Here is a 25017-nt window from a genome sequence, read left to right on the forward strand (position 1 = left end):
TCACTCGGTGACCGCGGAGTCAGCGGCGACGACGGGCAACTCGACTATCGCGGTCGTTCCGTCCGCACCGGTCTCGAAGGACAGGTCGCCGCCGAGCGACGTGACGCCCCACGAGACCAGCCACAGTCCGAGGCCGCTCCCGTGTTCGAGTGCCGACTCGTCCCCGTCCTCGATGACCGCCAGTTCCTGCTCCGGAATCCCCGGCCCCCAGTCCCTGACGCGTACCGAGACAGTCTCCGGGTCGGCGGCTACCGTGACGAGTACGTCGGGGTGGTCGCCCCGTGCCTCGCCGTCAGCGGTCGCGCCGTCGGCCCGGGCCGTCTGCTGGGGCGCCGCGTCGGGCGTCCCGTGCTGTACCGCGTTCTCCACGAGGTTCGAGAGGACGACTTCGAGCATCGGCCGCTTCGTCCGGGCGAGTGCCGAGTCGGTCCCCCGCACCTCGATGCTCGTCGCCTCGGCGTCCGTCCGCGCGTCGTAGACGACGTCCTCGACCACCTCGGTGACGGCGACAACGTCGTCCTCGCCCGCGTCGGCCACGCGCTCGAAGGCCCGTGCCTTCTCGCCGAGGGCGACGAGGTCCGCCACGTTCCGTCGAGCAGTCTCGACGCTGTTTTCGAGGTCCTCGCCGGTCTGCTGACCGATGTGGTCGAGGTGGAGTTTCACGACGTTGAGGTCGTTGCGGAGGTTGTGCCGGAGGACGCGGTTCAGGACCGCGAGGCGTTGCTCGCGCTGGCGTTCGTCGGTGATGTCCTGAAAGACGAGGGTGTGGCCCAGATGCGTCTCCGTGCTGTCGTACAGGCCCGTCGACGTGACCCGGAACACCCGCCGTCCGGTGTCGGTCCTGACCTCGACGTCCTGCCTGTCGACGGTCGGGTCGACGGTGTCGCCCGTGTAGCAGTCCTCGAACCGTCGCGTCAGGACGGTCTGCTGGGACAACCCGAACGCGTCCTCTGCCGCCGGGTTGAGGTTGACGACCCGACGCTGGTCGTCGACGACGACGACGGGGTTCCCGAGGTCCGCGATGGCCGCCCGGTTGCCGACGCGGCGCGTCGCGGGGTGGAACTCGAACATCCCGCTCCCGACGAACGCGTACGCGTCGAGGACGACGTGGAGGACGAAGAGGACCGGCGCGATGTTGATGCCGGGGAACGGGCTGACCCCGAAGGTCCAGACGACGAAGCCGATGCCCGGCGGGAGCGGGCTGAGCGCGACTGCGAGTGCCTCCCTCCGGTACAACTTCCCGTAGCTGAGGATGGTGTCGACGAGCAGGAGCGTCCCGACGCTCGCCCCGAGACTCGTCACCCCGAGAATCAACTGCGCACCGGCTTGCCGCTCGAACGTCACGGCCGAGAGGCCGCCGACAGACACGACAGTAAACTCACTCCAGACGAGGTTGTGAACCGGGTTCGTCACGACGAGCAGAGTCAGGGCCACGGAGAACAGCGTGAGCGCGGCGAAGTACGGCGACCGGATGACGTACCTGCGCCCGGTGTAGGTGAGTCCGAAGCCGACGAACAGCGTCCCGAGCCAGATGTACGACACCCAGAACAGCATCTCTATCCCCAACCGTAGCGTCCCGTCGAAGACGAGGAACCCGACCCCGTATCCCGCCGTCAGGAGGAACTGAACCCCGAAGACGGCGAGCAACCACGTCGCGCCGGGTTGCCCCCGCCGCCGCCAGAGATACGCCCCGAGTGCGACTGTCCCCCCGGCCGCCGCGAACGAACCGAGGACCGGCCAGAGGGTCGTCACAGCCATACCGTCCCTGCGGAATCCGTCCTCACGTGCCTTTCGGTCACCTCACCGCACGCAACCGTGGGCGGCCGACTGCGGCCTGCCCGTCACGACTTGCCGGCGGGGCCGTCGTCGCCGCCCTCCTCGACGGGCACGGTGTCGTCCGCCGCCTCGCTGTGGTCGTCGGCTGGCGTCTCGGCGGCCGCGTCACCCGGTGGAGGACCGAGTTCTTCTCGGACCAACTCGACGGCCTGTCGGACCGACCCGACAGTAGTCAGATAGCCCGCACCGACGGTCGATTTCAGCGCGACGGCCGCCGGGCCGGTCAGCACGGCCGACCCGACCTGTGCCACCGCGCCGTCACCGACGCTGACCAGCCACCCGAGCGAGTCGAAGCGATAGCGGTCGAGTCGCGGTTCGAACCCGTCCCGGTCGCCGAGTCGGTACTCGACGAGTCGGACGACGTTGTCGGCAGCCACGTCCGCCTCCCGCACGGCGGCTTGCGCGCTGGCCGGGACTGCCGCGCCGTCCTCGTCGACGACCCGAGCGGCATCGCCGACGACGAAGGTGTCGTCCGAGAGCCGCAACCCACTCTGCACGACCGGTCGCTCGCCGCCCAGTGCCGCCGGGCCACGGATACCGCCAGTCCAGACGAGCAGGTCGGCGTCGACGGCCGACCCGTCGGCGAGATGGACCGCGTCGGCGTCGGCCCGTTCCACTGGGACACCCGTGCGGACGGTGACGCCCTGTGCCGCGAGTTCCTCGGCGACGGCAGTCTGAAACTGCTCGGGGAACGCCGGTGCGACGGTCGCCTCCTGTTCGAGCAGGCACACCTCGACACTGTCCTCGACGCCCTCCTCGCGAGCCAGCGCGGCGAGTTCGCCCGCGACCTGAATCCCAGAGAGACCGGCACCACCGACGACGACCGACCCCTCGCCCGCCGCGACGATGTCGCTGAACCGCTCGCGGATGGCCGCCGCGTGTTCGAGGCGTTTCAACGGGTGCCCGTGTTCCTCGATGCCCGGCAGGTCGTAGTACGCCGTCTCCGCGCCGAGACAGACCGCGCCGATGTCGTAGGCCAGCGTTCCGCCGTCGGCAAATGTCGCGACGCCCGCCTCGGAGTCCACGTCGGTGACGCGTGCCTGCCGGACCTCCACACGGTCGAAAACGTCGTCCAGCGGAATCCGCAGGTCGTCCGCGACGCCGGGCCGGCGGACCGCCCGGTGAATCTCGTGTTGGACGAGGTGGTGGTCGTCCTCGTCGACGACGACCAGTTCGGCCTCTGGGGGAAGGCGTCGCTCCAACCGGCGAGCGAGCGCGAGTCCGGCGTATCCGGCACCGAAGACGGCGACGTTCATACCGACAGTTGGCGCGCCGCGGGCTAAAGTCCTCGCCCGGGTCAGAACAGCGCGTCGTCGGGGTCGAGGACGCGAGCGGGACCGCCGACCTCCCAGACGTGCGTGTCGACGCCGCAGTCAGCGACGGCGCGCTCGACTCGGTCGACGTGGTCCGCGGTGGTGTTGACGTAGACGCTGGCACCCGTGTCGACGGAGAAGTAGACCGGCACGTCATGTTCCGCGCGCAGTTCCCGGACCGCGTTGAACACCGCGATGGTGCGCGGTTGCCAGTAGACCCACCCGGAGGGGCCGGTCATCGTCGTCGCGGCCAGCGACAGCGAGTCGTGTTCGGCCAACTCGAAGGCGCGGTCGAACTCGCCGTTTCGGAGCGCGTCGCGCGCCGCCGCAATCTGCTCGTGGATGTGGGCCATCCGCGCGTCGAACATGTGGCTCTCTGCGGCCTCGCGGTGGGCCTCCTCGGTCTCCTTGTACGCTGGGACTTCGGCGGCGACCACGCGCAGGTCGTCTTCCAGTCCGGTCTCGATGCGGGTCGACCGGCAGTCGTGGTCGTTCAGGCCAGTGTGCAGGTGCGAGAACGCGCCGGTGACCGCCCGCGCCGCCGACGCGGAGCCGCGGCGGGCGACCGCCGAAATCTCCGGGTGCGTCATGTCGAGGTCGGCGGCGGCGACGAGTGCCCGCGCCGCGGCCGCAAAGCCCGACGCCGAGGACCCGAACCCGATGTTCGTCGGGAAGGAGTTCTCGCTGTGGAACCGCACGCGGTGGTCGAACCCGGCGAGTTCCCGGACGTGGTCCACGACGGCACGGATACGTTCGGCCCCCCGGCCGTCGACCTGCTCCCCGTCGACGACGTACCTGTCGGCGTCGCGGTCGGGTTCGAACTCGACGGTCGTCTTCGTGTGGCTCGGTGCGGTGCAGACGCTGATGGAGTCGTGGTATGGCATGCGCAACTCCTCGTTCCGCATCCCGTGGTACTTGACCAACCCCTGTATCGGGTGAGCCTTCGCAGTCGCCTTCATACCGCCCCCTGCACGCGGAACACTCTTGGCGGTTGCGGAACCGGGCGTGTCCTGCCGACCGACACCCGTGGCCCGAGCGCAGTCTATTTATACGAACCGACCAGTAGCCTCGGCAACGTGTCCGAAGCCGATGTCTCGTCGCTCGTGCCCGCGAAGCGTCGCACTCGATTGGTCGTTCTCGGCCTCGTCCTCCTCCTCCTCCTGCCGACTGTCGCCAGCGGCCTGTTTCACGGTCCCCGGCCCGCGTCGCTCGACGGCGGGTCGCCCACGACAGTCGCCGAGACGGCGAACATCACCGTCATCGCCACACAGGGGGACGAGGTGTCGAGCGGTGGTGACTCCCGGCTCATCCTCGTCGAGCGCGGGAGTCGAGAGACAGTCCAAGAGTGGACGCGACACACCACGTACTACGACGTGGACGTGTTGAACGAGTCGACACTGCTCTACATCGGCGTCACCGAGAACGGGTCCACCTACGCCTACGAGCGCGACTGGGAGACCGGCGAGGTGTACCGCTCGTTCCAACTCCCCGACGGGAGTCACGACGTGGACTCGCTCGGCGACGACCGCTACGCGTGGGTCAACGGAACCGGCGACAGGGCAGTGGTGTGGGACTACTCGACCGGCGAGACGGTCTGGCAGTACAACTTCTCCGACCACTACCCGCCGAGTGCCGGGAACGGCCCGCCCGACTCTTACGAGGGGGACTACACGCACCTCAACGACATCGACCCCGTGGACAACGCCACGAAGTTCCTGCTCAGCCCCCGCAACTTCGACCGCGTGGTGCTGGTTGACCGCGCCACCAAGGAGACGGAGTGGACGCTCGGCGAGGAGGACAACTACTCGACGCTCTACGAACAGCACAACCCCGACCTCATCCAGACGGACCCGCCGACGGTCCTCGTCGCGGACAGCGAGAACGACCGCGCGGTCGAGTACCGTCGCCAACCTGACGGCGAGTGGGACCTCGTCTGGGAGTACTCCGGTGACCTCGTCTGGCCACGCGACGCCGACCGGTTGGACAACGGCAACACGCTCATCGTCGACAGCCGGAAGGCGATCGAGGTGACGCCGGACCGCGAAATCGTCTGGGGTGTGCGCGTCCCCAAGTACCTCTACGACAGCGAACGCATCGGTGAGGGTGACAGCCAGCGGGGGCCGTCGATGGTCGAGTACCGCGACCAGTTCGACAGTGCCCGCGACGCCGCTCCGGACCGTGGACCGGTGGCCGCGCTCGTCGCCGGGTTCGAGGGAATTTACAACACCGCCGGCTGGGTCCTGCCGTGGTGGCTCGGCAAGGGTGCGTTCGCGCTTCTGCTCCCGGCTGCCGCCCTCCTGTTCGCGTGGGGCAACGTCGAACTCCGTGACGCGGTGGTCCGACGGACCCGCGGGACACGCCTGCGCGACCGCTCGATACCGTACGTCGGTCCACTCCTGACCGGGGCGACCCTCTTGGCTGGTGTCGCCGTCCTCGCCATCAGCACGCTCTCGGGCATCCGTATTGGCGACTCGCTGACCGACGTGACCGTCGCGTGGTGGTTCTGGGACCCGGCGTACCACGCTGTCGGCCTCCTGTTACTGCTCGAAGGGACAGCCCGGCTCCGCGACGTGTTCCAGTCACCGTGGGACACTCGCGCCGAGTACGCCCGCGTGGCTCTCGTCGCTGTGACGCTCGTCTTCGCGCTCGGTTTGGCGTTCCTCGTCGGCGTCTATCGCGGTGCCCATCGCATCTCGAACCCGCAACGCCTGCTCGCCTTCAGCAGTGTCGGTGCCCTCGCGCTCCTCGAACTGGTCCGCCGTCCGGGACTGCTCGGTGACGTAGCCGGGCTGACCGTCGGTCGCTGGCGGTCCGGACTCGCGTACGCCGCGGGACTGGCCGTCGCGCTGGTCAGCCTCGCCGTCCTCGGGTTCGGACTCGACGCCACCGTCGTCCCGGCGTCGTACGTCCTGCTCGCGTTCGCTCTCCTACTGGCGGGCGACCGGACGATGGCCCGGGCGTCGGCCGGGGCCGGCCCGACGCTGCAGACGGCCGCGGTGCTGGTTCGGTACCTCCTGCGCCCCGCGTGGCTCGCGCTGGCCGCCGGCGTCGTCCTCCAACTGCTCGGTCTCGGTGCTATCGCCGGCGTCGGCTCCGACCTGAACCTCCTGCACCCGCTCACGGTCGGTCTGTTCGTCCTCTGTGTGGCGCGCCTGCTCCGTTCGGCTCCGGGGACTGGGAGCGACGGGACGGCCACGGCCCACGCCGACACCCGGGAACAGCCCGTCGACTGAGGGCGGCACCGCGTCCTGTTTTACGCCACTCCCTGGTCTCGTGTCGCGTTCACTGCGTCCCTCGGTACCCAGCGTGGTGACTACCGAGTCGGCGACGAGGGCAGTCGAGGAGCCACACAGTGTCGCCACTACGCGAGCGAACGAACGTGAGAAAGACGGCGGGAGTTAGAACAGTGCGGCGGCCGCTTCGACTGCCGTCGAGGAGACGGGGTTGAACGCCGGGAGCAGGATGAACGTCACCACGGCGGCGACGACCACGGCGGCGTACAGCCCGGTCGGGTAGGAGTCGATTTCGAGGCCCGCACTCGGTTCCTCTATCCACATCGCCTTGACCACTCGGGAGTAGTAGAACAGCGACAGCGCGCTGTTGACGATGAGGGCGAGCGCGAGCAGCCACGCGCCCGCCTCGGCCGTCGCGGCCAGCAGGGCGTACTTCGAGAAGAAGCCGCCGCCCACCGGCAGGCCGGCGAGGCTAAAGAGGAAGACGGTCATCGCGGCGCAGGCGACGGGTGCCTGCGACGCGAGGCCGTTGTAGTCCTCGAAGGTGCGGCCGACGCCCCAGTACTCGACGAGGGCCACGAACAGGAACGCGCCGGTGTTCATGAACCCGTAGACGAGCAGGTGCATCATGCTCGCTCCCAGCGCGAAACTCCCGTCCGTCGTCCCCGAGAGGACGGCCAGTCCGATGAGCGCGTAGCCCGCGTGTCCGATGGACGAGTACGCGAGCATCCGCTTGACCTTCTCTTGGGTGGCGGCCGCGAAGTTCCCGAGCGTCATCGTCACCAGCGCGAGGACGGTGAACGCGAGTGCCCAGTCGATCGTTCCGACGATGGCGTCGAGGGGGAACGCGACGACGAACACGCGGAACGCCAGCACGAACCCGGCGGCCTTCGAGGCCGAGGACAGGAACGCCGAGATGGGTGCGGGCGCGCCCTCGTAGGCCTCCGGTGCCCAGAAGTGGAAGGGCACGGAGGCTGTCTTGAACGCCACGCCGCCGACGACCATCAGTACGCCGACGCCGAGGATACCGCTGTCGAGGACGCCGCCGCCCGTGATGGCTTCGGCGACGGCACCGAACTGGAGGCTCCCGGTCGCGGCGTAGACGAGGCTGATACCGTAGGCCATCACCGACGAGGAGAGCGCGCCGATGAGGAAGTACTTCAGTCCGGCCTCGACGCTCCCGCGGTTGTGTTTGAGGAACGCCACGAGGGCGTACGACGGGAGACTGAGCAGTTCGAGGCTCACGAAGGCCGTGACGAGGCTGTTGGACGCCGCCAGCATCGACATCCCCGTCGCCGCGAGGAGGGTCAGCGAGTAGAACTCCGCCTGATACTCGTGGTCGGCGAGGTAGTCGTAGCTCGCGACGGTGACCAGCGCGGCCACGCTGGCGAAGATGAACGTGAAGAACAGCGTCATCCCGTCGACGATGACCTGTCCGCCGAACAGGTCTATCGCGCCGCCGGTCCGTTCCATGCCGGTCCCTGCCAGCAGGAACCAGCCACTGACGGCCGCGGCCGCGAGCGACCCGGCCGTCGCGATGCCGGCGAGCAGTCCCGACGCGTCACTGTCCGGGTCGATGGAGTCGACCACGAACAGCACGAGTGCCGTCAGCGCGAACAGGAGTGCTGGCCCGAGTGCCGTCCACGTCGGCAGCGACCCTGTCTGGAGCGGCATCATCTATACACCACCTCCCAGTGACAGCATGGGTGCAACGGCGTCGCCTATCATCTCGTAGAACAGGTTCGGGGCGACACCGAGCGCGATGACCAGCAACAGGAGGACGACCAGCGGTGCCACGTCCTGTAGCGGTGCGCGCCCGATGTCGTAGTCGGTTTCGAGCCGATACGGACCGAACAGCGTCTTCTGCATCGCGCGGAGCAGGTACCCCGCGACGATGACGATGCCGAACATCGCGATGCCGGTGAACAGCGGCGCGGCCGAAATCGCCGTCGACTGGAACGCGCCGAGGAACACGAGCACCTCGCCGGCGAACCCGCTCATGAGCGGGAGGCCCATGTAGCCGAACGCGGCGGCGACGAACACGCCCGCGGTGACGGGCATCCGGTCGGCCATCCCGGACATGTCGCCGAGCATCCGCGTGTGCGTCTCGTTGTACATCACGCCGACGACCATGAACATCAGCCCGGAGATGAGTCCGTGGCTGACCATCTGGAACGTCGCGCCGCCGAGACCATGGGGCGTGAACGCGACGAGGCCGAGGATGACGTACCCCATCGAGGAGATGGAGGAGTACGCGACGACGCGCTTGAGGTCCTGCTGTGCGAGCGCGAGCAGTGCCCCGTAGATGACCGAGACGACGGCGAAGATGGCGATGATTTCGGCGTTCGCCACCGCCACGTCCGGGAGCATCGTGAAGTTGAACCGCAACAGCGCGTAGGTCCCCATCTTCAGGAGGACGCCCGCGAGCAGCACCGACACCGGCGTCGGAGCCTCGACGTGTGCGTCCGGGAGCCACGTGTGGAAGGGAACGACCGGCACCTTGACCGCGAATCCGGCGAACAGCGCGACGAACGCGACCAGTTTCAGCGTCGCCGGGTCGATACCGGCGAGCGCGTTCAGTTCACCCGCGTTCAGTGCTTGGGCGATAGCGGGCAAGTCGAGCGTCGTCACCGAGTCGCCGAGGCCGAACACCAGCGCGAAGAACCCGACGAACATGACGAGGCTCGCCACGTTGGTGTAGACGAAGAACTTGATTGCGGCGTACTTCCGGCGCGGCCCGCCCCAGATGCCGATGAGCAGGTACATCGGGACCAGCACGGCCTCCCAGAAGACGAACCAGAGGAAGAAGTCGAGCGCGGAGAAGACGCCGATTAGTGCCGCCTCCATGAACAGCACGAGGCCGTAGAACTCCGACTGGCGGCTGTCGATGGGCGTCCACGCGCTGACCATCGCCAGCGTCGTCAGAATCGTCGTCAGGACGATGAGCGGGAGGCTCACGCCGTCGACACCGACGTGGTAGTTCAGCGTGTACGGCCCGAGTGTGACCCACTGCATGGTCGTCTCGTAGCCCAGTTCCGCACCGGCGAGCAGTGCGTTGCCCGACCCCTCGAAGTTGAAGTACATCAGGAGGCTTCCGACGACGGGCACGAGACTCAGTGCCGTCGCCACCTTCGCGGCGTACTCGTTGGGGACGAAGAAGACGACGGCGGCCGCGACGAGCGACGCCGCGAGGAGGAGTTCTATCAGCATTCAGAACCACCCCCCGACGAGGCCGAAGGCGACCAGCAGCGCGACCAACCCGAGCGTCAGGAGAATCGCGTAGTTGCTGACGATGCCCGTCTGGATACGGCGCACGCGGTCACCCGAGAACAGGGAGATGCTGGAGACGCCGTTGACGATACCGTCGATGATTCCTTGGTCGAAGCGGTCGGCCGCCCGCGCCACCGGCAGGGTGACGCCTTCGGCCAGCCAGACCTGATACTCGTCCTGATAGTAGTTGTGCATGAGCAGTGTCTGCAGTCCGCCGAGTTTCTGCGTGTGTTCGGTCGGTTCGGGACCGCTGTAGAGGCGGTAGGCCAGTCCCGCACCGGCGAGTGCCAACCCGAGCGACACGGCCGCCGAGAGGAGCATCGTCCCCGTTTCACCGGCGATGTACGTCGCCTGAATGCCCGCGGCCTCCTCCAGCAGGACCTCGTAGTGGTGCAGGCCGGTCAGGAACTCCTCGCCGACCAGTTCCGACCCACCGAGCCACGTGTGCAGGAGGTCGATTGGCTGGCCGATGAGTTTGGCGACTGGGGCCATGTTGATGAACCCGACCGTCGCCGCGAGGACGCCGAGAATCGCCAGCGGCACCTTCACGTTCCAGCGCACCGGCTCGGGGTCCTCGGCGGTGTCGCTCCGCGGTTCGCCGTGGAAGGTCAGCAGGACCATCCGGAAGGTGTAGAACCCGGTGACGAACACCGCGAGCAGGCCCATCGCCCACGCGACCAGCAGGAGCGGACTCCCGAGGCCGTGGATGAGTGCCTCGTACAGCACCTCGTCCTTCGACCAGAAGCCCGCAAAGGGCAGGATGCCCGCGAGTGCCAGCGACCCGGAGAGGAACGCGTAGTAGGTCACGGGCATCTTCTCCTTCAGTCCGCCCATGTCCCACATGTTCTCGTTGTGGTGCATGGCGATGATGACCGACCCCGCGCCGAGGAACAGGAGTGCCTTGAACACGGCGTGGGTGGTCAGGTGGAAGACGGCGGCGACGTAGCCGCCCGTCCCCAGCGCGAGCATGATGTACCCGTACTGGGAAATCGTCGAGTACGCGAGCACCTGCTTGACTTCGCGCTTGACGACGGCGATGGACGCCGCGAACAGCGCGGTGAACCCGCCGACCAAGGCGATGACGCCGAGTGCCGTCGGCGTCAGCAGGTAGAATCCGTACATCCGCGCGACCAGATACACACCGGCCGCCACCATCGTCGCCGCGTGGATGAGTGCCGAGACGGGCGTGGGACCCTCCATCGCGTCGGGGAGCCACGTGTGCAGCGGGAACTGCGCGGACTTCCCGAGGACACCGCCCAACACGAGCAGACCCAGCACCGTGTACCACGTCTCGGCACCGAAGCCGAAGAACGTCTGCCCGCCTTCGAGTGCCTGTTCGGCGAGGTGTGGGAAGCCGGACTCGCCGACGAACAAGCCCGTGCCGAACGTGGCGAAGATGCCGACGACGCCGACGAGGAAGAAGAAGTCACCGAAGCGGGTGACCAAAAACGCCTTCTTCGCCGCGCTCGGCGGGGCGTCTTCGCGGAACCAGAAGCCGATGAGCAGGAACGAACACAGGCCCACCAGCTCGAAGAACATGAACGCCATCAGGATGTTGTCCGCGAAGACGAACGCGAGCATGCTGAAGCTAAAGAGCGAGAGCGCGGCGTAGTACCGCGGCAGGCCGATTTCGCCCTCGTCGTTCATGTACCCCAGCGAGAACACGAACACCAGCAGCGAGATGAGCGAGACGATGGTGAGCATCAACGCCGAGAGCGGGTCGATGAAGATGCCCAGCGTCAGGTCGAACGTCTCGACGCCCGTGGCGAACTGCCAGAGCGTCGCCTGGTGTGCCGTCTCGCCCGGGAGGATTCCGGCGACGGTCAGCACCGTCGCAATCGATATTACTAGCGACCCGAACATGGCGAAGATGCCCGCGAGCGCGCCGCCTTTCGGCATGTAGTCGCCGAACAGCAGGGCGATGAGGAACGCGACCAGCGGGAGGACTGCTATCGCCGGGACGAATCCGTAGACTGTGAGTGCTTCTGCCGTCATGTTACCACCTCATACTCGTCGGTTTCGTGACGTCCACGTCCTCGAAGTTCCGGTAGAGGACGAGGATGATGCCGATGCCGACGGCCACCTCGGCGGCGGCCAGTGCCATCGTGAACAGACTGAACACCTGCCCGGTGATGTTGCCCCACTGCAGCGAGAACGCGACGAGGTTGATGTTCGCCGCGTTGAGCATCAACTCGACGGACATCAGGAAGAAGAGGGCGTTCCGGCGGGTCAGGATGCCGAACAGACCGACACAGAACAGGGCGGCCGACAGCACCAGATAGTACTCGGCTGGGACTGCCATCTCAGTTCCGCCCCCCTGTGTTGCTCCGACCGCCGTCGGTCGCTACGTCGGACTCCTCCTCGCGCTTTGCGAGCATGACGGACCCGTCGAGCGCGGCGTCGAGAACGACCGCGATGAGGAGAAACGCCACGAGGAACGGCTCGCTGGCGTGGTCGGCCAACTCGACGAGGTCGAACATCGCGTAGCCGATGGATGCGGTAATCGACCCTTCCTCGAACCCGGTCGGTGCGGGAATCGTCGCGGTCAGGAACACCGCGGCCATGACGGCGAACAGGCCGACGGCGGCGATGCCGGCGACCCAGTTGCCGCTACTCGAAATCCGGGGGCGCGTCGTCATGACGCCACCTCGTCGGGCTGACCCGCGCTCTCTCTGCGGGTGAGCATGACCCCGAACGTTATCAGGATGAGAACCCCGCCGACGTAGACGAGGATCTGCATCGTCGCGACGAACTCGGCTTGGAGCATCACGTAGTGAACCGCGACGCTCAACAGCGCGACGCCCAGCATGAGCGCGGCGTGCCACACGTCCTCTAAGAGGACGACGCCGAGGGCGCTCGCTACTGTGACGAGCGCGAATAGTCCGAACGCTATCAGGTCGTACACCATCTTACGTGGTTCTCCTTTCGGCGGGCCTTTGAAGATTTCTTTCTCAAATTCACCCGTGAGCGACCTGCGACGCCCGTCTCCGGCCGCGAACCCCCGGCGTTTTGGCCGGCGAAATGGGCTTACAGCGGGTTGTGTCCCGTCTCTATGCCGTTTTTCCGCGGTATACTGGTGTACGAGAACTTTTATCGCGGCCGGTCACACCAGTCGAACGCACACGTGGGCCCCGACAGACTCCTCCTCTCGGTAGCGGTTGGCGTCGCGCTCGTCCTCGCGGCCATCGGTGCCCTCGCCGTCGCCGACCCGTTCACCGGCCTCCCAAGCCAGCCAGCCGAGGGGACGCCAGCCGTCCCCGAGGAGTCTTCCGACCTCGCCGCAGTCCACGCGGCGGGCATCTCGGGGGCGAACGTGACCGTCGGCGTCGTCGACGTGACCGGCTTCGACACGACTCGCCCGGTACTGTCGGACCGGGTCGTCGCCGCGCGGTCGTTCGCGCCCGGCGAGACCGTTCGCAACGGCGGGCGGACGGGACACGGGACGGCGGCCGCGTCGGTCGTCGCCCGCACCGCACCGGACAGCGACCTGTACCTCGCTACGTTCGACACCGCCGACGGCTACGAGGCGGCGGTCCGGTGGCTAATCGAGGCGGATGTCGACGTCGTCGTCGCGCCCGTCACGTTCTACGGCAAACCCCGTGACGGTACGTCGAACGTCGCGATGGTGGCGCGACGCGCCGCCGCGCGCGGCGTCGTCTTCGTCGCGCCCTCCGGGAACCTCGCGCGTGGTCACTGGACCGGCCGGTACCGCCCGACGGAGGACGGCGTTCACCAGTTCGACGGCGGGACGCGCAACTACATTCGGACGAGCGGTGACACGCGGCTCAGGCTCTGGCTCTCGTGGGACCGCCGACACCGCTCGGAGGACTACACGGCCGAACTCTACTGGACGAACGGCACCGAGAGACGCCTCGTCGCCCGCTCACAGCCGTACCCGGCCGACGGCCTCCCCAACGAGCGCGTCGTCGCCCGCGTCGGCGACGGCACCTACTACGTCCGCGTGACCGGTCCCGAGAACGCCACCGACGCCCGAATCACCGTCGAGTCGCCGACCCACGCCCTCCAGTTTCGGTCGTCCGGGCGGAGTATCGCCGCACCGGCGACCGCCCCGCGCGTTCTCACCGTCGGCGCGTACGACCGGGCGGAGTCAAGCGTCGCACCGTTTAGCTCCGCCGGGCCGACCCGTGACGGACGCGTCGGCGTCGATGCCGTCGCCCCCGAGACTCACACGACGGCGACCGACCCCGACGGCTTCACCGGGTCGTCCGCCGCGGCGGCGTACACCGCCGGCACGGCCGCGCTCGTCCTCGACGCCGGGTCCGACCACACCCCGCGAGCGGTCGAGCGTCTCCTCGAACGAACCGCCGACCGAATCCGGGAGACGACCCCCCATCCACGGATCGGGTACGGTCGGTTGCGGCCAGCCCGGGCCGTCCGGGCCGCGCGCAATCGCTCAAATCAGGATTGAAGCTACGGACAACGGTTTGTACGACCTGTCGAAAGGAATACCTACGCCGCCATGTCGGGCCTCATCGAACGCATCCAGAACCGAGCAGTCCCCGAGACCGACGACCCGCGAGTCATCGAAATCGCCGACGGTGACGCCGACGAGGTGCTCGACGCCCTCGGTTCGGAGACGCGACGCGCGACGTTCCGCCTCCTGTTCGAGGAACCGCGGACGCCCTCGGAGGTGGCCGACCGACTCGACACGTCCATCCAGAACGTCGACTACCACCTGACGAGTCTGGAGGAGACGGGGCTGGTCGAACCGGTCGACACCGTCTACTCCGAGAAAGGCAACGAGATGACCGTCTACGGCCCCGCCAACGACCCGCTCGTCTTCGTCGGCGACGACGACCGAACGACCTCGATACAGCGGTCGCTCACGGAAGTCGTCGGCGGCTTGGGGCTGCTGGCAGTCGCCTCACTGCTCGTTCAGTGGGGTGCGGAACTGCTGGTCCGCTCCCGGTCTGCGACGCTCGGTGCGGCGGGGCCGGCGGGCACCACCGGTCCCGCCTTCCCCGACGGCTCCGTCGGTTGGGTCGTCTTCGAGGTCATCGAACCCGGCGTGCTCTTCTTCGTCGCCTGCCTCGTTCTGGCGGCAGTGACGGCCCTGTGGACCCGTCAGTGAGAAATCGAGGTACGGACGCGGCCGGTCAGTCGCGGAACACACCGAGGACGAACCCGAGGCCGACGACGGCGAGCAGGCCGCCCGCGAGGAGCGCGCCGCCGCCGAGCAGTGCCGACTGGCTTTCGGCGGTGCTGCCGTTCGCGGGCGTGCTCTCCGTCGCTCCGCTCTCGCCGACGACGAGCGTTCCGACATCTGCCGGGGACCCGTCGACACTCGTCCCACGATAGATGTCGATGTCGTACGGCCCGGCCGGAAGGGGCGTCGACGCACTCTCCTCGTCCGTCACCCTCACCTCGTCGGCACTGTCCGAGGGGAGCAGTGCCGCCCGGCCGTCGTCACCGACCGCCGTTGCGTCGAAGAGCGCGACGACTTCGCCGTCGCCGTTGCTGTCACGGAGCGTCGCGTTCAGCCGAAATCCGCTTTCGGAGCCACCGATGGCGACCGTCGCCGCGTCCGACTCGGCAACACTGACGCGGAGTGTCGCCTGCTGGCCGCTCTGTGTCCGAACGAGTGACTGGGAGAGGCCGAACTCGTCGCCGGTTCCGCCGGTGTCAGCGGCCTCGCCGTCACCCGACGCCGACGCGTCGTCGCCCGCGAGGAGAATCAGCCGTCCGTTGTCGACCGGAGCGCCGCCCGGGTCCTCGCCGACGAACACTTGCATCGCGTACCCGGCCGGGTCGAGTGCCCCGTTCCGCGCCGGCAGGTCGGTCTCGTCGAGCACTTCGACCGAATCCGCGGCCGACGCGGCCGTCACCGTCGCCGCGTCGTGGCCAGCGGCACTGGTGTCGAACTGGAGACGCACCACCCCGTCGTCGTCCCCGTCACGGACGGTTGCGTTGAGGACGTAGTTTACGTCATTTCCGCCGATTGAGACAGCCACCGCGTCCCGTTGTCCGACGGAGACGTTGATGGGGACCGTCCCGCCGGAGACGCCTCTCGCGATTGCCGATATCGCCACGCTGTCCGTGTCCACGGCAGACGCCGACGACTCCCACCCCTCGTCGCTCTCCGCCGGTGTCGGTGTCGGCTCGCAGTCGCCCACACAGTCGACGACGACACCGTTCGTCTCGTGGAGTCGGTCGCCGTCGTGCTGGACGACGGCCTCGAAGGAGGTGTTGGGTTGTGCTTCCCGGAGGTCGAACGTCGCCTCGAACGTCCCCGAGTCCGTCACCGTCGCCTCCGCCGAGCGCAGGAACGGGGCCGACGCGGAGGCGGACCGGAGGCGGACCGTCAGCACCGTCCCGGCCGCGAGGTCGGACTGCCCGGTGACCGTCTGGCCCGGTCCCGCCGAGAGCCGAAGCACCGCACCGTCGGTGACGACGGAGGTCCCGCTCCCGTCCGTCTCTGTCGCCTGTTGCTCGCAGTCCTCACACGCGACGACCGTGCCGGTTGCCTCGCCGATGTCCGTCCCGTCGTGGCGGACCGTGACGTTGAACTCCGTCTCCGGCTCGACGCTCGCGAGGTCGACCGTCGCGGTGAAGGTTCCGTCCTCGCCGACCGTCGCGTTCGTCGTCCTGAGGAACGGCGACCCGCCGGTGGAAGTGAGTCGAACCGTCACCGTCGACCCGGCAGCGAGGTTCGTCTCGCCGTCGAGCGTGCTGTTCGACGCCGCAGTCAGCGTCAACTCGTCACCGTCGGTGACGATACTCGCAGTGTCGTTCTGCGCCGTCGCTCCGCCGTCCATCCCGACGACCAACCCGGCACCGCCGAGTGTCACGCCGAGGACCGTGAGCGCGACGGCGATGGCGCGGGTGCGAGTCACGGCAACACCCCCGTCGCGTGGGCGGCGCGCTGTCTCTGTGTCGACCGACTCCGCTTCGGTGGAGGGCTCGGTTTCATGCCATCCGTCGCTTCGGACCTACTATAAATAGTCACGCCGATAGCTCAAAAAATCGATTGAGTGCGACTACGCTTTTCCCCTCGGGGTCGCGACCCGTTCCTCGAAAAAGCTGGAGCAAAAACCGAAGCCTCGTTCCACTCGGCTTCGGAGCGGCTACTGATAATCCACTTCGCCTTCGCCCTCGCCGATCCACGCACCGCGGTCGGGTTCGCGGGATTCGAGCGGGTCGATGTCCTTGTACCACGGGACGTTCTTGAGCTGTTCCTTGTCGTAGACGAACTCGTCTTTCGTGTCCGCAGTGAACTCGAAGTTCTGCGTCAGCAGGATAGCGTCGACGGGACAGACCTCCTCACACAGGCGACAGTAGATGCACTGGCCGATGTGGAGGTTGTACTGCTCGCCGTTACGCTGTTCGTCCATGACGATTTGGATGGTGTCGTTCGGGCAGACGTTCTCACACTGCCGACACCAGATACACCGCTCCTGACTGAACTTGTGGACCCCACGGAAGCGGGGGCTCACGTCGGGTGCGGTTTCGGGGTACGCGACTGTGAACGTGTCCCCTTCGAGCGCGTGTTTCATCGTCGTTGCCATCGATTTGAGCAGTCCTATCATTGGTGGTCACCTCCGGTCGTGGTCGTCGAAGCGGCGGCGCGGGCCATCAGACGACCACCCCGACGATGATGGCCGTCAGCACGAGGTTGGCCAGCGAGAGGACGAGCAGTCCCTTCCAGCCGATTTGGATGAGTTGGTCGATACGAACCCTCGGGAGTGCCGACCGTGCCCACTGCGTGAACAGGAACACGGCCCAAATCTTGATGACGAACCAGACGATGCCCGGCAGCACCGGGCCGGCCGGCCCGCCGAGGAAGATGGTCGCCACGATGGCCCCGCCGAGGAACACGTGGATGAACTCGCCCAAGTACAGGAGGACGAAGTAGACCGAGGAGTACTCGGTCTGGTACCCCGCGACGATTTCGGTCGGGGCCTCGGGGATGTCGAACGGGTTCCGTCCGACCTCCGCGAGGTTCGCCACCATGAACAGCACGAACGCGAACGGGTTCACGAAGGCGTACCACGACGGAATCGAGACGCCCGCGACCGAGACGAGCGTCTCGGTCTGTGCGGCGACGATTTCGCTCATCTGGAGCGTCCCCGCGAACAGCACCACCGAGACGCCGGTCAGGATGAGCGGAATCTCGTAGGCGAGGTTCTGCGCGACGGCGCGCAGACTCCCGAGGAACGAGTACTTGTTGTTCGAGGCGTAGCCGGCCATCACCAGCCCGACCGAGGCGATGGACGCGACGGCGAAGACGTAGGCCAGCCCCGTCTCGGGGTCGGCCACCTGAATGCCGTTGCCCATCGGGATGACCGCGAACCCGAGCAGGGCAGAACTCGCCAGCACGAGGGGCGCGAGGTCGTAGGCCGGCCGGTCGACGTTCTCCGGGACGATGAGTTCCTTCGACAGCAGGCGCACCGCGTCCGCGATGATAATCATCAGGCCGAACGGCCCGACGCGGTTGATGGCGATGCGGTCGGTGAACCGGGCGGTAATCTTCCGCTTGGCCCAGATGACCAGCGCGGTATTGGTCAGCATGAACGTGCCGACCAGTGCCGCGGCGATGAGCGAGACGAGGAAGAACTGGCCGGGGTCGTCGGCGTTCAGGCCGAGCAACCCAGCCAGTATGTCCGGTAGCGTGTGGTTCGACATTACCGGTCCACCTCCCCGAGAACGATGTCGAGGCTACCGAGCGAGGCAATCATGTCGGGGATGAACTCGCCTTCGGACATCACCGGCAGCGTCTGGAGGTTCGAGAAGCACGGACTGCGAATCTTGAACCGTGCGGGCTTGTCGGTGCCGTCGGAACGCATGTAGACGCCCAGTTCGCCCTTCGCGGCCTCGATGGCCTCGTACACCTCCGTGTCGGGGTCGGGCTTGAGCGTGCGCGGCACGTTCGACTGTATTTCGCGTTCGTCCTCGGGCCAGTCTTCGAGCAGGTCGATACATTGCTCGACGATTTTGGCCGACTCCTCGACTTCCTGCATCCGCACGAGGACGCGGGCGTAGTTGTCACAGCCGTCCTCCGTCACCACGTCCCAGTCGAGTTCGGGGTAGTAGCCGTACGGGTCGTCGCGGCGCAGGTCGTAGTCGATGCCCGACGCGCGAGCGACCGGCCCCGTCGCGCCGTAGTTCTTGGCGGTTTCGGGCTCCAGAATCCCGGTGTCGACGCACCGAATCTGGAATATCTCGTTGCTCGTGATGAGGTTGTGGTACTCCTCCAACTTCTCCGGGAGGTCGTCGAGGAAGTCACGCGTCTTCTCGAAGAACTCCTCCCGGGGCTCGGGAATGTCCCAGACGACCCCGCCGAGCCGGAAGTAGTTGTACATCATCCGCTGGCCCGTGAGGTCTTCGAGGATGTCCTGTGCCACTTCGCGGTCACGGAACGCGTACTGGAAGATGGCGGTGAAGTCGCCGTACACGTCCAGCGCGAACGTCCCGAGCGCGAGGAAGTGGCCCGTCATCCGCGAGAGTTCCGCCGACAGCGTCCGTAGTACCTGCGCGTAGTCGGGCACGTCGATGTCCGCTAGCGACTCGGCTGCGCGGGCGTACGCCCACTCGTTGATGAGGTTCGCCGTGTAGTCCCAGCGGTCGGGGTACGGCATTATCTGGTGCCGGTACGTGCTCTGCTGGGCCATCTGCTCCTCACAGCGGTGGAGGTAGCCGATGTCCGGTTCGATGTCGGCGACCTGCTCGCCGTCGAGCACCGTCTTCACGTGGAGGACGCCGTGTGTCGCGGGGTGGTGGGGACCGATGTTGACGAACATCGTGTCCGAGTCGTCACCCCGGCTGTGGTCCTCCTCCAGCGGGTTCGCGTGCTCTCGGAGCGAGACAATCTGTGGCTGGGTCTGGTTGTAGTCCTCCGAGAGCGGGTGCCCCTGCCACGTCTCGGGCAGGAGGATGCGGCGCAGGTCCGGGTGGTCCTCGTACTCGATGCCGACGAGGTCGTAGGCCTCCCGCTCGTGCCAGTCTGCCGTGCGGAACACGTCGTTGGCACTCTGGCTGACCGGGTCGTCACGGCTGGTCGGGACGACGACCGAGAGTTGCTGTGTCGGGTCGTCGAACTTCTTCAGGTGGTAGATAGACTCGTAGCGGTCCTGATACTCCTGTGCGGTGACCAGCGAGAGGTGGTCGAAGCCAGCCTCGTTTTTGAGCGTCGAGAGGACGTCCTGTACCGCGTCCGGGCGGATGACGAACCCTTCGGCGTTGACGTGCTCCTCGCGGTCGATGACCGCGTCGCCCAGCAAGGCCGCGAGCGCGTCGTAGTCGAGGCCGTCCTCCGTGACGCCGACTTCGCTGGGGCTCGGTTTCTCCAGGCTCATGGCGAATCAGTCCAGTTGTACCGCATGACGAGGTCGTCCTCGTCGATTTGGTCGGCGAGTTTGTTCACGAGTTCGTCCGGTTCGAGGTCACCGAACTCTTCGAGTTCGTACGGCTTGACCGTCACCGGGGCGGACTCGCCGTTGGCGATGCGTTCTTGAAGCTTCGCGACGCCGTAGACGAGGGCTTCGGGACGGGGCGGACAGCCCGGGACGTGGATGTCGACCGGAATGACCTCCTCCGCGCCCTTGACGACGTTGTAGCCCTCTTGGAACGGGCCACCGGAAATCGTACACGACCCCATGCCGACGACGAACTTCGGCTCGGGCATCTGGTCGTAGACTCGCTTCATCCGCGGGGCGAACTTCGAGACGATGGTCCCCGGCACGATAATCACGTCGGCCTGTCGCGGGGAGGCCCGCGGGACACCCGCGCCGAAGCGGTCGAGGTCGTGCTTGATGGCGTAGGTGTGTATCATCTCGATGCTGCAGCAGGCGATACCGAACTGCAACATGAACATCGAAGAGCCCCGAACCCAGTTCATGAACTTGTCGAACTTGGTGAGGATGAACGGGGACGCTCCCAGTGCTTCTCGGAGGGGAGAGTTGAACCGGTTGTCCGCGCCAGTGCCCATCCGGGCCTCCTGTGTGGACTGCAACTCGGTACTCGAACCGTCTGGTTGGTCCTGACTGCTCATTGTTTCACGTTCCGTGTCTCGGTCCGCGGTGAGCGGACCCACTTGACCGCGCCGTTACGCCATGCCCACCCGAGACCGACGACGAGAACACCGATGAACACGAGCATCGGAACCAGTACGGTCGTGAGGCTCACACCACTCTCGAGCGCGCTTCGGTAGATGACCGTCCACGGGAAGATGAGGACAGTCTCGATGTCGAAGACGACGAACAGCAGTGCGACCATGTAGTACTGGATGTTGAACCGAATGCGGGTGTCACCCGTCGGTATCTCGCCGCTCTCGTACGTGGACCGCTTTCCTTGCTCGGGCACGCTCGGCCGGAGAAGTTTCGATACCGCCATCATCCCGAGTGGGATGAGGAGGCCGACCAGCGCCAGCGCCCCGATGGCTATCCATGGATTACCCATCCGTGTACACCTATCGTTTTGCCGGTTAGGAACGCCGGTACATAAGGGTTCATTGTTCCAGATTCGTTGCGATACGGGCGAGCTGCTGTCCGTTCCCGCCGACACCGCCGCTATGCCTCCCTGACGCGTGAAAAAGCGCGGCCGCTTCAGGGGCGTTCGAACTCGTCGACAGCGATGTCGAGTTCCACGTTGCCGTCACTGTCGTTTCTCGTCCGGACCCCGTGGAGATGCCGACCTGTCGAGTCCTCACACGCAGAAGCACCGGCGTACCCGCCCCTGACTGATGATTTTACACGTAGGGGTGGAATCAAAAATCTCGGCGGCAGTACCGTCCGACGACGAGGCAGGGACAGTGAGTCGGAACCCGGCGTCAGTCCTCACGCTCGCGGAAGCCCGGCGTTCCGAGTTCGTGGAGGGCGCGGGACACGTCGCCCACGTCGCGCTGGAGTCCCTCGTGGTATGCCACCAACCGCTCGCGGAGTTCGGGGTGCTGGCGTGCGAGCATCTGGACCGCAGAGAGTGCCGCGTTGAAGGACTTCCCGGCGTCGACGGCCACCAGCGGCGCGCCCTGTGGCATTCCGATGACCGAATCGACCGACTTCTCCTGTACCGGGACGCCGACGACCGGCAGGGGGTACGCGATGGAGGCGGTCATGTTCGGGAGGTCCGCCGACTTGCCGCCCGCACCCGCGATGATGACGTCGAGCCCCCGGTCTTCGGCCGTCTCCGCGTACGCGTACATCAGTTCCGGCGTCCGGTGTGCCGAGACGACGTACGTCTCGAAGGTGAAACGTGTTTCCGGCGGGTCGTCGTAGTCGGTCAGTTCCGCGAAGCCGAGTTCCTCCGTCAACACGTCGTAGGCTCCGGGCCGCCCCGACTCGGACCCGGCCATCACGTCGAGGTCCGAGTCCGAGCCCATCACGATGCCAATTTCCGGGGTCTCCTCTGGGTCTCTGTCACGCTGTGCCTCTGCTCGCAGGTCGTCGATGAGTGACTGAACGCTGTCTGTCATTGGAAGGTGAGTTGGTCACGCAGGTCCCGTGCTCGACGCAGTACCGCGTCGCGGTCCGCTCCGGTGACGGTCAGATGCCCCATCTTCCGGAGCGGGTACACCTCGCGTTTCCCGTACCAGTGGAGGTGAGCGCGGTCCGCCTCGAACACCGCGTCCTCGCCGCGGAGTTCGGCCCGGACGCGCTCGTCCACGTCGCCGAGGAGGTTCGCCGAGGCCGTCGGGAACCGGCGGTCGGTCGACCCGAGCGGTCGCCCCGTCACGGCCCGGACGTGTTGCTCGAACTGCGAGGTGTGACACCCCTCGATAGTCCAGTGACCCGAGTTGTGCGGCCGGGGAGCAATCTCGTTCAAGAGTATCTCGTCGCCGGTGTCGAACAGTTCGATGCCGTAGACACCGCGGCCCGACATCACGTCGAGTACGTCGCGCGCGACTTCGCGCGCGGCGTCACGCCGCCCCGCGTCGGCCCGCGGCGGCGAGACGGTCGACCGGAGAATCTCCGCCTCGTGGACCGTCTCGGTCACGGGGAAGGTGTCCCGCTCGTCCGTTCCGCGACAGCCCATCACCGCCAGTTCCCGCTCGAAGTCGACGAACTCCTCGACCATCGCCGGGCCGGCGATGTCTGCGTAGGCCCGCGCCACGTCCTCGGGCGTCTCGACGAGGACGTTCCCGCGGCCGTCGTAGCCGCCCTGTCGGGCTTTGAGCATCGCCGGGTAGCCCAACTCTTCGAGTGCCGCCCGGAGGTCTGCCTCCGAGTCGACCTGCCGGAACTCCGGCACCGGAACTCCGGCCTCGGCCAGTTTCTGCTTCTGGACGAGTTTGTCCTGAATGAGCCGCAGGGTGTCTGGGTGTGGGTGGACCGGCACGTCGTGGTCCTCGCTCACCTGCGCCAGCAGGTCGGGGTTGGCCAACTCGATCTCGAACGTGAGATAGTCGACGCGCGCGGCGAGTTCGTCCACGGTCGCCGCGTCGTCGAAGTCACCGACGAGTTGGTCGCGGACGACGGGTGCGGCGGGCGCGTCCGCCGTGGGGTCGGAGACGACGACTTCCACGCCGAGCGGCGCGGCCGCTTCGCCGAGCATCCGCCCCAACTGTCCGCCGCCGACGACCCCGAGCGTCGGCCCTGGCGACGTGAGTGTCATCACGGACGGCTTCCCCACCGACTCGCTTAAGAGTTGCCAAGCCGGGTCAGGACGGCGGTTCGACCTCTTGTCGCGACTCGTTCACGTAGTCCGGGTGGAACAGAATCAGCGTCTCCGTGTTGTAGGTCCGCAGTTCGTAGGTCGCAGTCCAGTAGTCGGGGAACTGCCGGCGGACGGTGGCGTTCTCGGACTGGCGCGTGATGACGATGGGTGGGTTCTCGGCGGCTTTCTCGGGGAGGTCTGCACTCGTCTCGGCACAGTCGACCGTCGCGTTGTGGGCCGCGAAATACCACGGGAGTGGCAGCGAGTCGAACCACGCTGCACACGCCGGGGTACGCTCTGCCTCCTCATCTCCGTCGACGAAGTAGTCGCCGTACAGCAACACGTCAGTGCCGTTGTTGGCCGCGGCCGCGACCTCCATTCGGTCCAGTGCCGGCTGGAGGTTGTCGCCGGGTTGGGCGTACTGGACTATCTCGTTCTCCTCGGCTTGTGGCGCGAGGTAGACGCCCCAGACGCTCGCCCCCGCGATGCCCGCGACGAGGACGACTAGCAGGACGGCGGCGATGCCGACGCCGAGGTGGTCGTCTTCCGCGAGCGCGCCGCGCCCCCAGCGGACCAGCAACGCCCCGCCGACGGCCGCCGGTATCACGAGCGGGACGGCGGCGTTGAGCGTCGCCCACGGTGCCATGATGTCGGTTACGATTGGGTAGCCGAGCACCGAGACGAACCCCCAGTACGCCGCGAAGGACACGAGGTCACTCGGCCCCGCCTCGGCGTAGCGGTCGACCACGAACCCGACGACTGCGAGCAGACAGACGACCGGCGCGCCGTAGGCAAGCGTCCGCACGAAGTCACCGAGATACGGCAGGTAGGCGTGGTCTTGGTGGCCGCCGCCGACCCACGAGGAGTAGAACTCCGTCCACGACCCGACCGTCGCCTCCCGAAGCACCTCCGGAAGTATCGAGGGGTTCGCCGCGACGTTGTTCAACCCAATCGCAGTCGGGTCGCCAGCCCGCGGCGCGTAGAACCACACCACGACGAACAGGAACTCGGCGAGGCCGACGACGAGGAACGGCCACCACCGCCGGAGGCCACCGCCGACGCGCCGCAGGTGACCCCCGGTCACGTCCGTCCAGTCCTCGCCCTCGTCGGCGGCGACGAACAAGCGGTGGTCGAGCAGGAGGACGGCCGCCCCGAGCCACGTCACGAGGTAGAGGATGGCGTTCTCCTTTGCGGTGAAGGCGACGGCGACGAGCGCGATGCCCCCGAAGAACGCGGGCTTGCTCCCGAAGTCGACGACGCGGACGAACAGGACGAACGCCGCGAACATCGAGAAGGCGACGATGGGGTCGCCGCGCATGAACCGCGAGTAGTAGAGGGCGATGGGCGTGACGGCGAGAAAGGCGGCCACGAGCAGCGTCTCGCTGTCACGGAGGCGGTGTCGGAGGCCCAACGCTGACATCGGGAGGAGGCCGCCGAGGACCGCGGGCGCGAGCCGCATCGCCGCGTCCGTGTTGCCGAACAGGCCGAACAGGACCCGGTTGACGTGGTGGTAGAAGGGGCCGTGGATGATGGCGTCGTACTCGTAGTTGTTGGTTCGCACGAACTCGAGAATCCACCAACCGACGCGGCCCTCGTCCCAGTGAGCGGTCCGTTCGCCCAGCGCGACCAGACGGAGCAGGAGGGCGACCAGTACGACGCCGACGACGGCGAGCGTCAGGCGGTCGACGCCGAAGCGTGTCTCGGTCTCGGACCAGCGGGCGGTGGGCGTGGTCTCGTCGTCCTCGACCGTTGCCATT

The 25017-nt window shown here is 67.0% G+C and carries 21 protein-coding genes; 3 read left to right on the top strand and 18 right to left on the bottom strand.

Annotation, left to right across the window (positions count from 1 at the left end; translation table 11 throughout):
• The 3 genes from MUG95_RS13095 to mvaD form a co-directional block, all read right to left on the bottom strand.
• Positions 1-1758: a sensor histidine kinase gene (locus tag MUG95_RS13095; protein ID WP_247008509.1), complete on the bottom strand. Its 1758-nt coding sequence runs from the start codon at positions 1756-1758 to the stop codon at positions 1-3.
• 83 nt (positions 1759-1841) lie between these two features.
• Positions 1842-3092, bottom strand: a complete 1251-nt coding sequence (locus MUG95_RS13100) for an NAD(P)/FAD-dependent oxidoreductase (RefSeq protein WP_247008511.1) — start codon at positions 3090-3092, stop codon at positions 1842-1844.
• Positions 3093-3133: 41 nt separating this feature from the next.
• Positions 3134-4108: a phosphomevalonate decarboxylase MvaD gene (gene mvaD, locus MUG95_RS13105; RefSeq protein WP_247008513.1), complete on the bottom strand. Its 975-nt coding sequence runs from the start codon at positions 4106-4108 to the stop codon at positions 3134-3136.
• Positions 4109-4225: 117 nt separating this feature from the next.
• On the opposite strand from mvaD, the gene MUG95_RS13110 reads away from it, so the two are divergent.
• Entirely contained in the window at positions 4226-6382 is a 2157-nt protein-coding gene (locus MUG95_RS13110; RefSeq protein WP_247008515.1) for an aryl-sulfate sulfotransferase, read from the top strand.
• 165 nt (positions 6383-6547) lie between these two features.
• Here MUG95_RS13110 and MUG95_RS13115 read toward each other — a convergent pair whose 3' ends face one another.
• The 6 genes from MUG95_RS13115 to MUG95_RS13140 are packed head-to-tail and all read right to left on the bottom strand — an operon-like array spanning position 6548 to position 12560.
• Positions 6548-8059 (bottom strand): NADH-quinone oxidoreductase subunit N, encoded by a 1512-nt coding sequence (locus MUG95_RS13115; RefSeq protein ID WP_372608176.1) that lies wholly within the window; start codon positions 8057-8059, stop codon positions 6548-6550.
• Complete coding sequence (locus MUG95_RS13120; protein ID WP_247008519.1) at positions 8060-9592, bottom strand: complex I subunit 4 family protein; 1533 nt, start codon at positions 9590-9592, stop codon at positions 8060-8062. It lies immediately after the preceding gene.
• Positions 9593-11647: an NADH-quinone oxidoreductase subunit L gene (gene nuoL, locus MUG95_RS13125; RefSeq protein ID WP_247008521.1), complete on the bottom strand. Its 2055-nt coding sequence runs from the start codon at positions 11645-11647 to the stop codon at positions 9593-9595.
• A 1-nt stretch (position 11648) separates the two neighbouring features.
• A complete protein-coding gene (nuoK, locus tag MUG95_RS13130) occupies positions 11649-11954 on the bottom strand; it encodes an NADH-quinone oxidoreductase subunit NuoK (RefSeq protein WP_247008523.1) in 306 nt (101 codons plus the stop codon).
• 1 nt (position 11955) lies between these two features.
• The gene (locus tag MUG95_RS13135; protein WP_247008525.1) at positions 11956-12291 is read right to left on the bottom strand and encodes a proton-conducting membrane transporter; all 336 of its coding nucleotides are present in this window, start codon (positions 12289-12291) and stop codon (positions 11956-11958) included.
• Positions 12288-12560 carry an NADH-quinone oxidoreductase subunit J gene (locus MUG95_RS13140; protein ID WP_247008527.1) on the bottom strand — a complete coding sequence of 91 codons (273 nt, stop codon included), beginning with the start codon at positions 12558-12560 and terminating at the stop codon, positions 12288-12290. Before MUG95_RS13140 ends, MUG95_RS13135 begins: the two co-directional genes overlap by 4 nt.
• A 216-nt stretch (positions 12561-12776) precedes the next feature.
• On the opposite strand from MUG95_RS13140, the gene MUG95_RS13145 reads away from it, so the two are divergent.
• Together MUG95_RS13145 and MUG95_RS13150 are read left to right on the top strand one after the other, a co-directional pair.
• The gene (locus tag MUG95_RS13145; RefSeq protein ID WP_247008529.1) at positions 12777-14081 is read left to right on the top strand and encodes a S8 family serine peptidase; all 1305 of its coding nucleotides are present in this window, start codon (positions 12777-12779) and stop codon (positions 14079-14081) included.
• A gap of 51 nt (positions 14082-14132) precedes the next feature.
• Positions 14133-14744: an ArsR/SmtB family transcription factor gene (locus MUG95_RS13150; RefSeq protein ID WP_247008531.1), complete on the top strand. Its 612-nt coding sequence runs from the start codon at positions 14133-14135 to the stop codon at positions 14742-14744.
• 25 nt (positions 14745-14769) lie between these two features.
• Here MUG95_RS13150 and MUG95_RS13155 read toward each other — a convergent pair whose 3' ends face one another.
• From MUG95_RS13155 to MUG95_RS13195, 9 genes are all read right to left on the bottom strand, one after another.
• A complete protein-coding gene (locus tag MUG95_RS13155) occupies positions 14770-16506 on the bottom strand; it encodes a BGTF surface domain-containing protein (protein ID WP_247008534.1) in 1737 nt (578 codons plus the stop codon).
• A gap of 231 nt (positions 16507-16737) precedes the next feature.
• Complete coding sequence (locus MUG95_RS13160) at positions 16738-17199, bottom strand: NuoI/complex I 23 kDa subunit family protein (protein ID WP_247008536.1); 462 nt, start codon at positions 17197-17199, stop codon at positions 16738-16740.
• Between the two features lie 46 nt (positions 17200-17245).
• On the bottom strand, positions 17246-18295 hold the full coding sequence (locus MUG95_RS13165; protein ID WP_247008539.1) for a complex I subunit 1/NuoH family protein: 1050 nt from the start codon (positions 18293-18295) through the stop codon (positions 17246-17248).
• Positions 18295-19965, bottom strand: a complete 1671-nt coding sequence (locus MUG95_RS13170; protein ID WP_247008541.1) for an NADH-quinone oxidoreductase subunit D — start codon at positions 19963-19965, stop codon at positions 18295-18297. Before MUG95_RS13170 ends, MUG95_RS13165 begins: the two co-directional genes overlap by 1 nt.
• Complete coding sequence (locus MUG95_RS13175) at positions 19962-20660, bottom strand: NADH-quinone oxidoreductase subunit B (RefSeq protein WP_247008543.1); 699 nt, start codon at positions 20658-20660, stop codon at positions 19962-19964. Before MUG95_RS13175 ends, MUG95_RS13170 begins: the two co-directional genes overlap by 4 nt.
• Positions 20657-21067, bottom strand: coding sequence for an NADH-quinone oxidoreductase subunit A (locus MUG95_RS13180; protein ID WP_247008545.1), 411 nt, complete (start codon positions 21065-21067; stop codon positions 20657-20659). The genes MUG95_RS13175 and MUG95_RS13180 overlap by 4 nt, the downstream gene beginning before the upstream one ends.
• Before the next feature lie 370 nt (positions 21068-21437).
• Complete coding sequence (locus tag MUG95_RS13185; RefSeq protein ID WP_247008546.1) at positions 21438-22079, bottom strand: AIR carboxylase family protein; 642 nt, start codon at positions 22077-22079, stop codon at positions 21438-21440.
• Complete coding sequence (locus tag MUG95_RS13190; protein WP_247008548.1) at positions 22076-23218, bottom strand: 5-(carboxyamino)imidazole ribonucleotide synthase; 1143 nt, start codon at positions 23216-23218, stop codon at positions 22076-22078. Before MUG95_RS13190 ends, MUG95_RS13185 begins: the two co-directional genes overlap by 4 nt.
• Before the next feature lie 46 nt (positions 23219-23264).
• Positions 23265-25016, bottom strand: a complete 1752-nt coding sequence (locus MUG95_RS13195; RefSeq protein WP_247008550.1) for a flippase activity-associated protein Agl23 — start codon at positions 25014-25016, stop codon at positions 23265-23267.
• Between the last annotated feature and the right edge of the window lies 1 nt (position 25017).

Source organism: Halorientalis litorea, from assembly GCF_023028225.1.
GTDB lineage: Archaea > Halobacteriota > Halobacteria > Halobacteriales > Haloarculaceae > Halorientalis > Halorientalis litorea.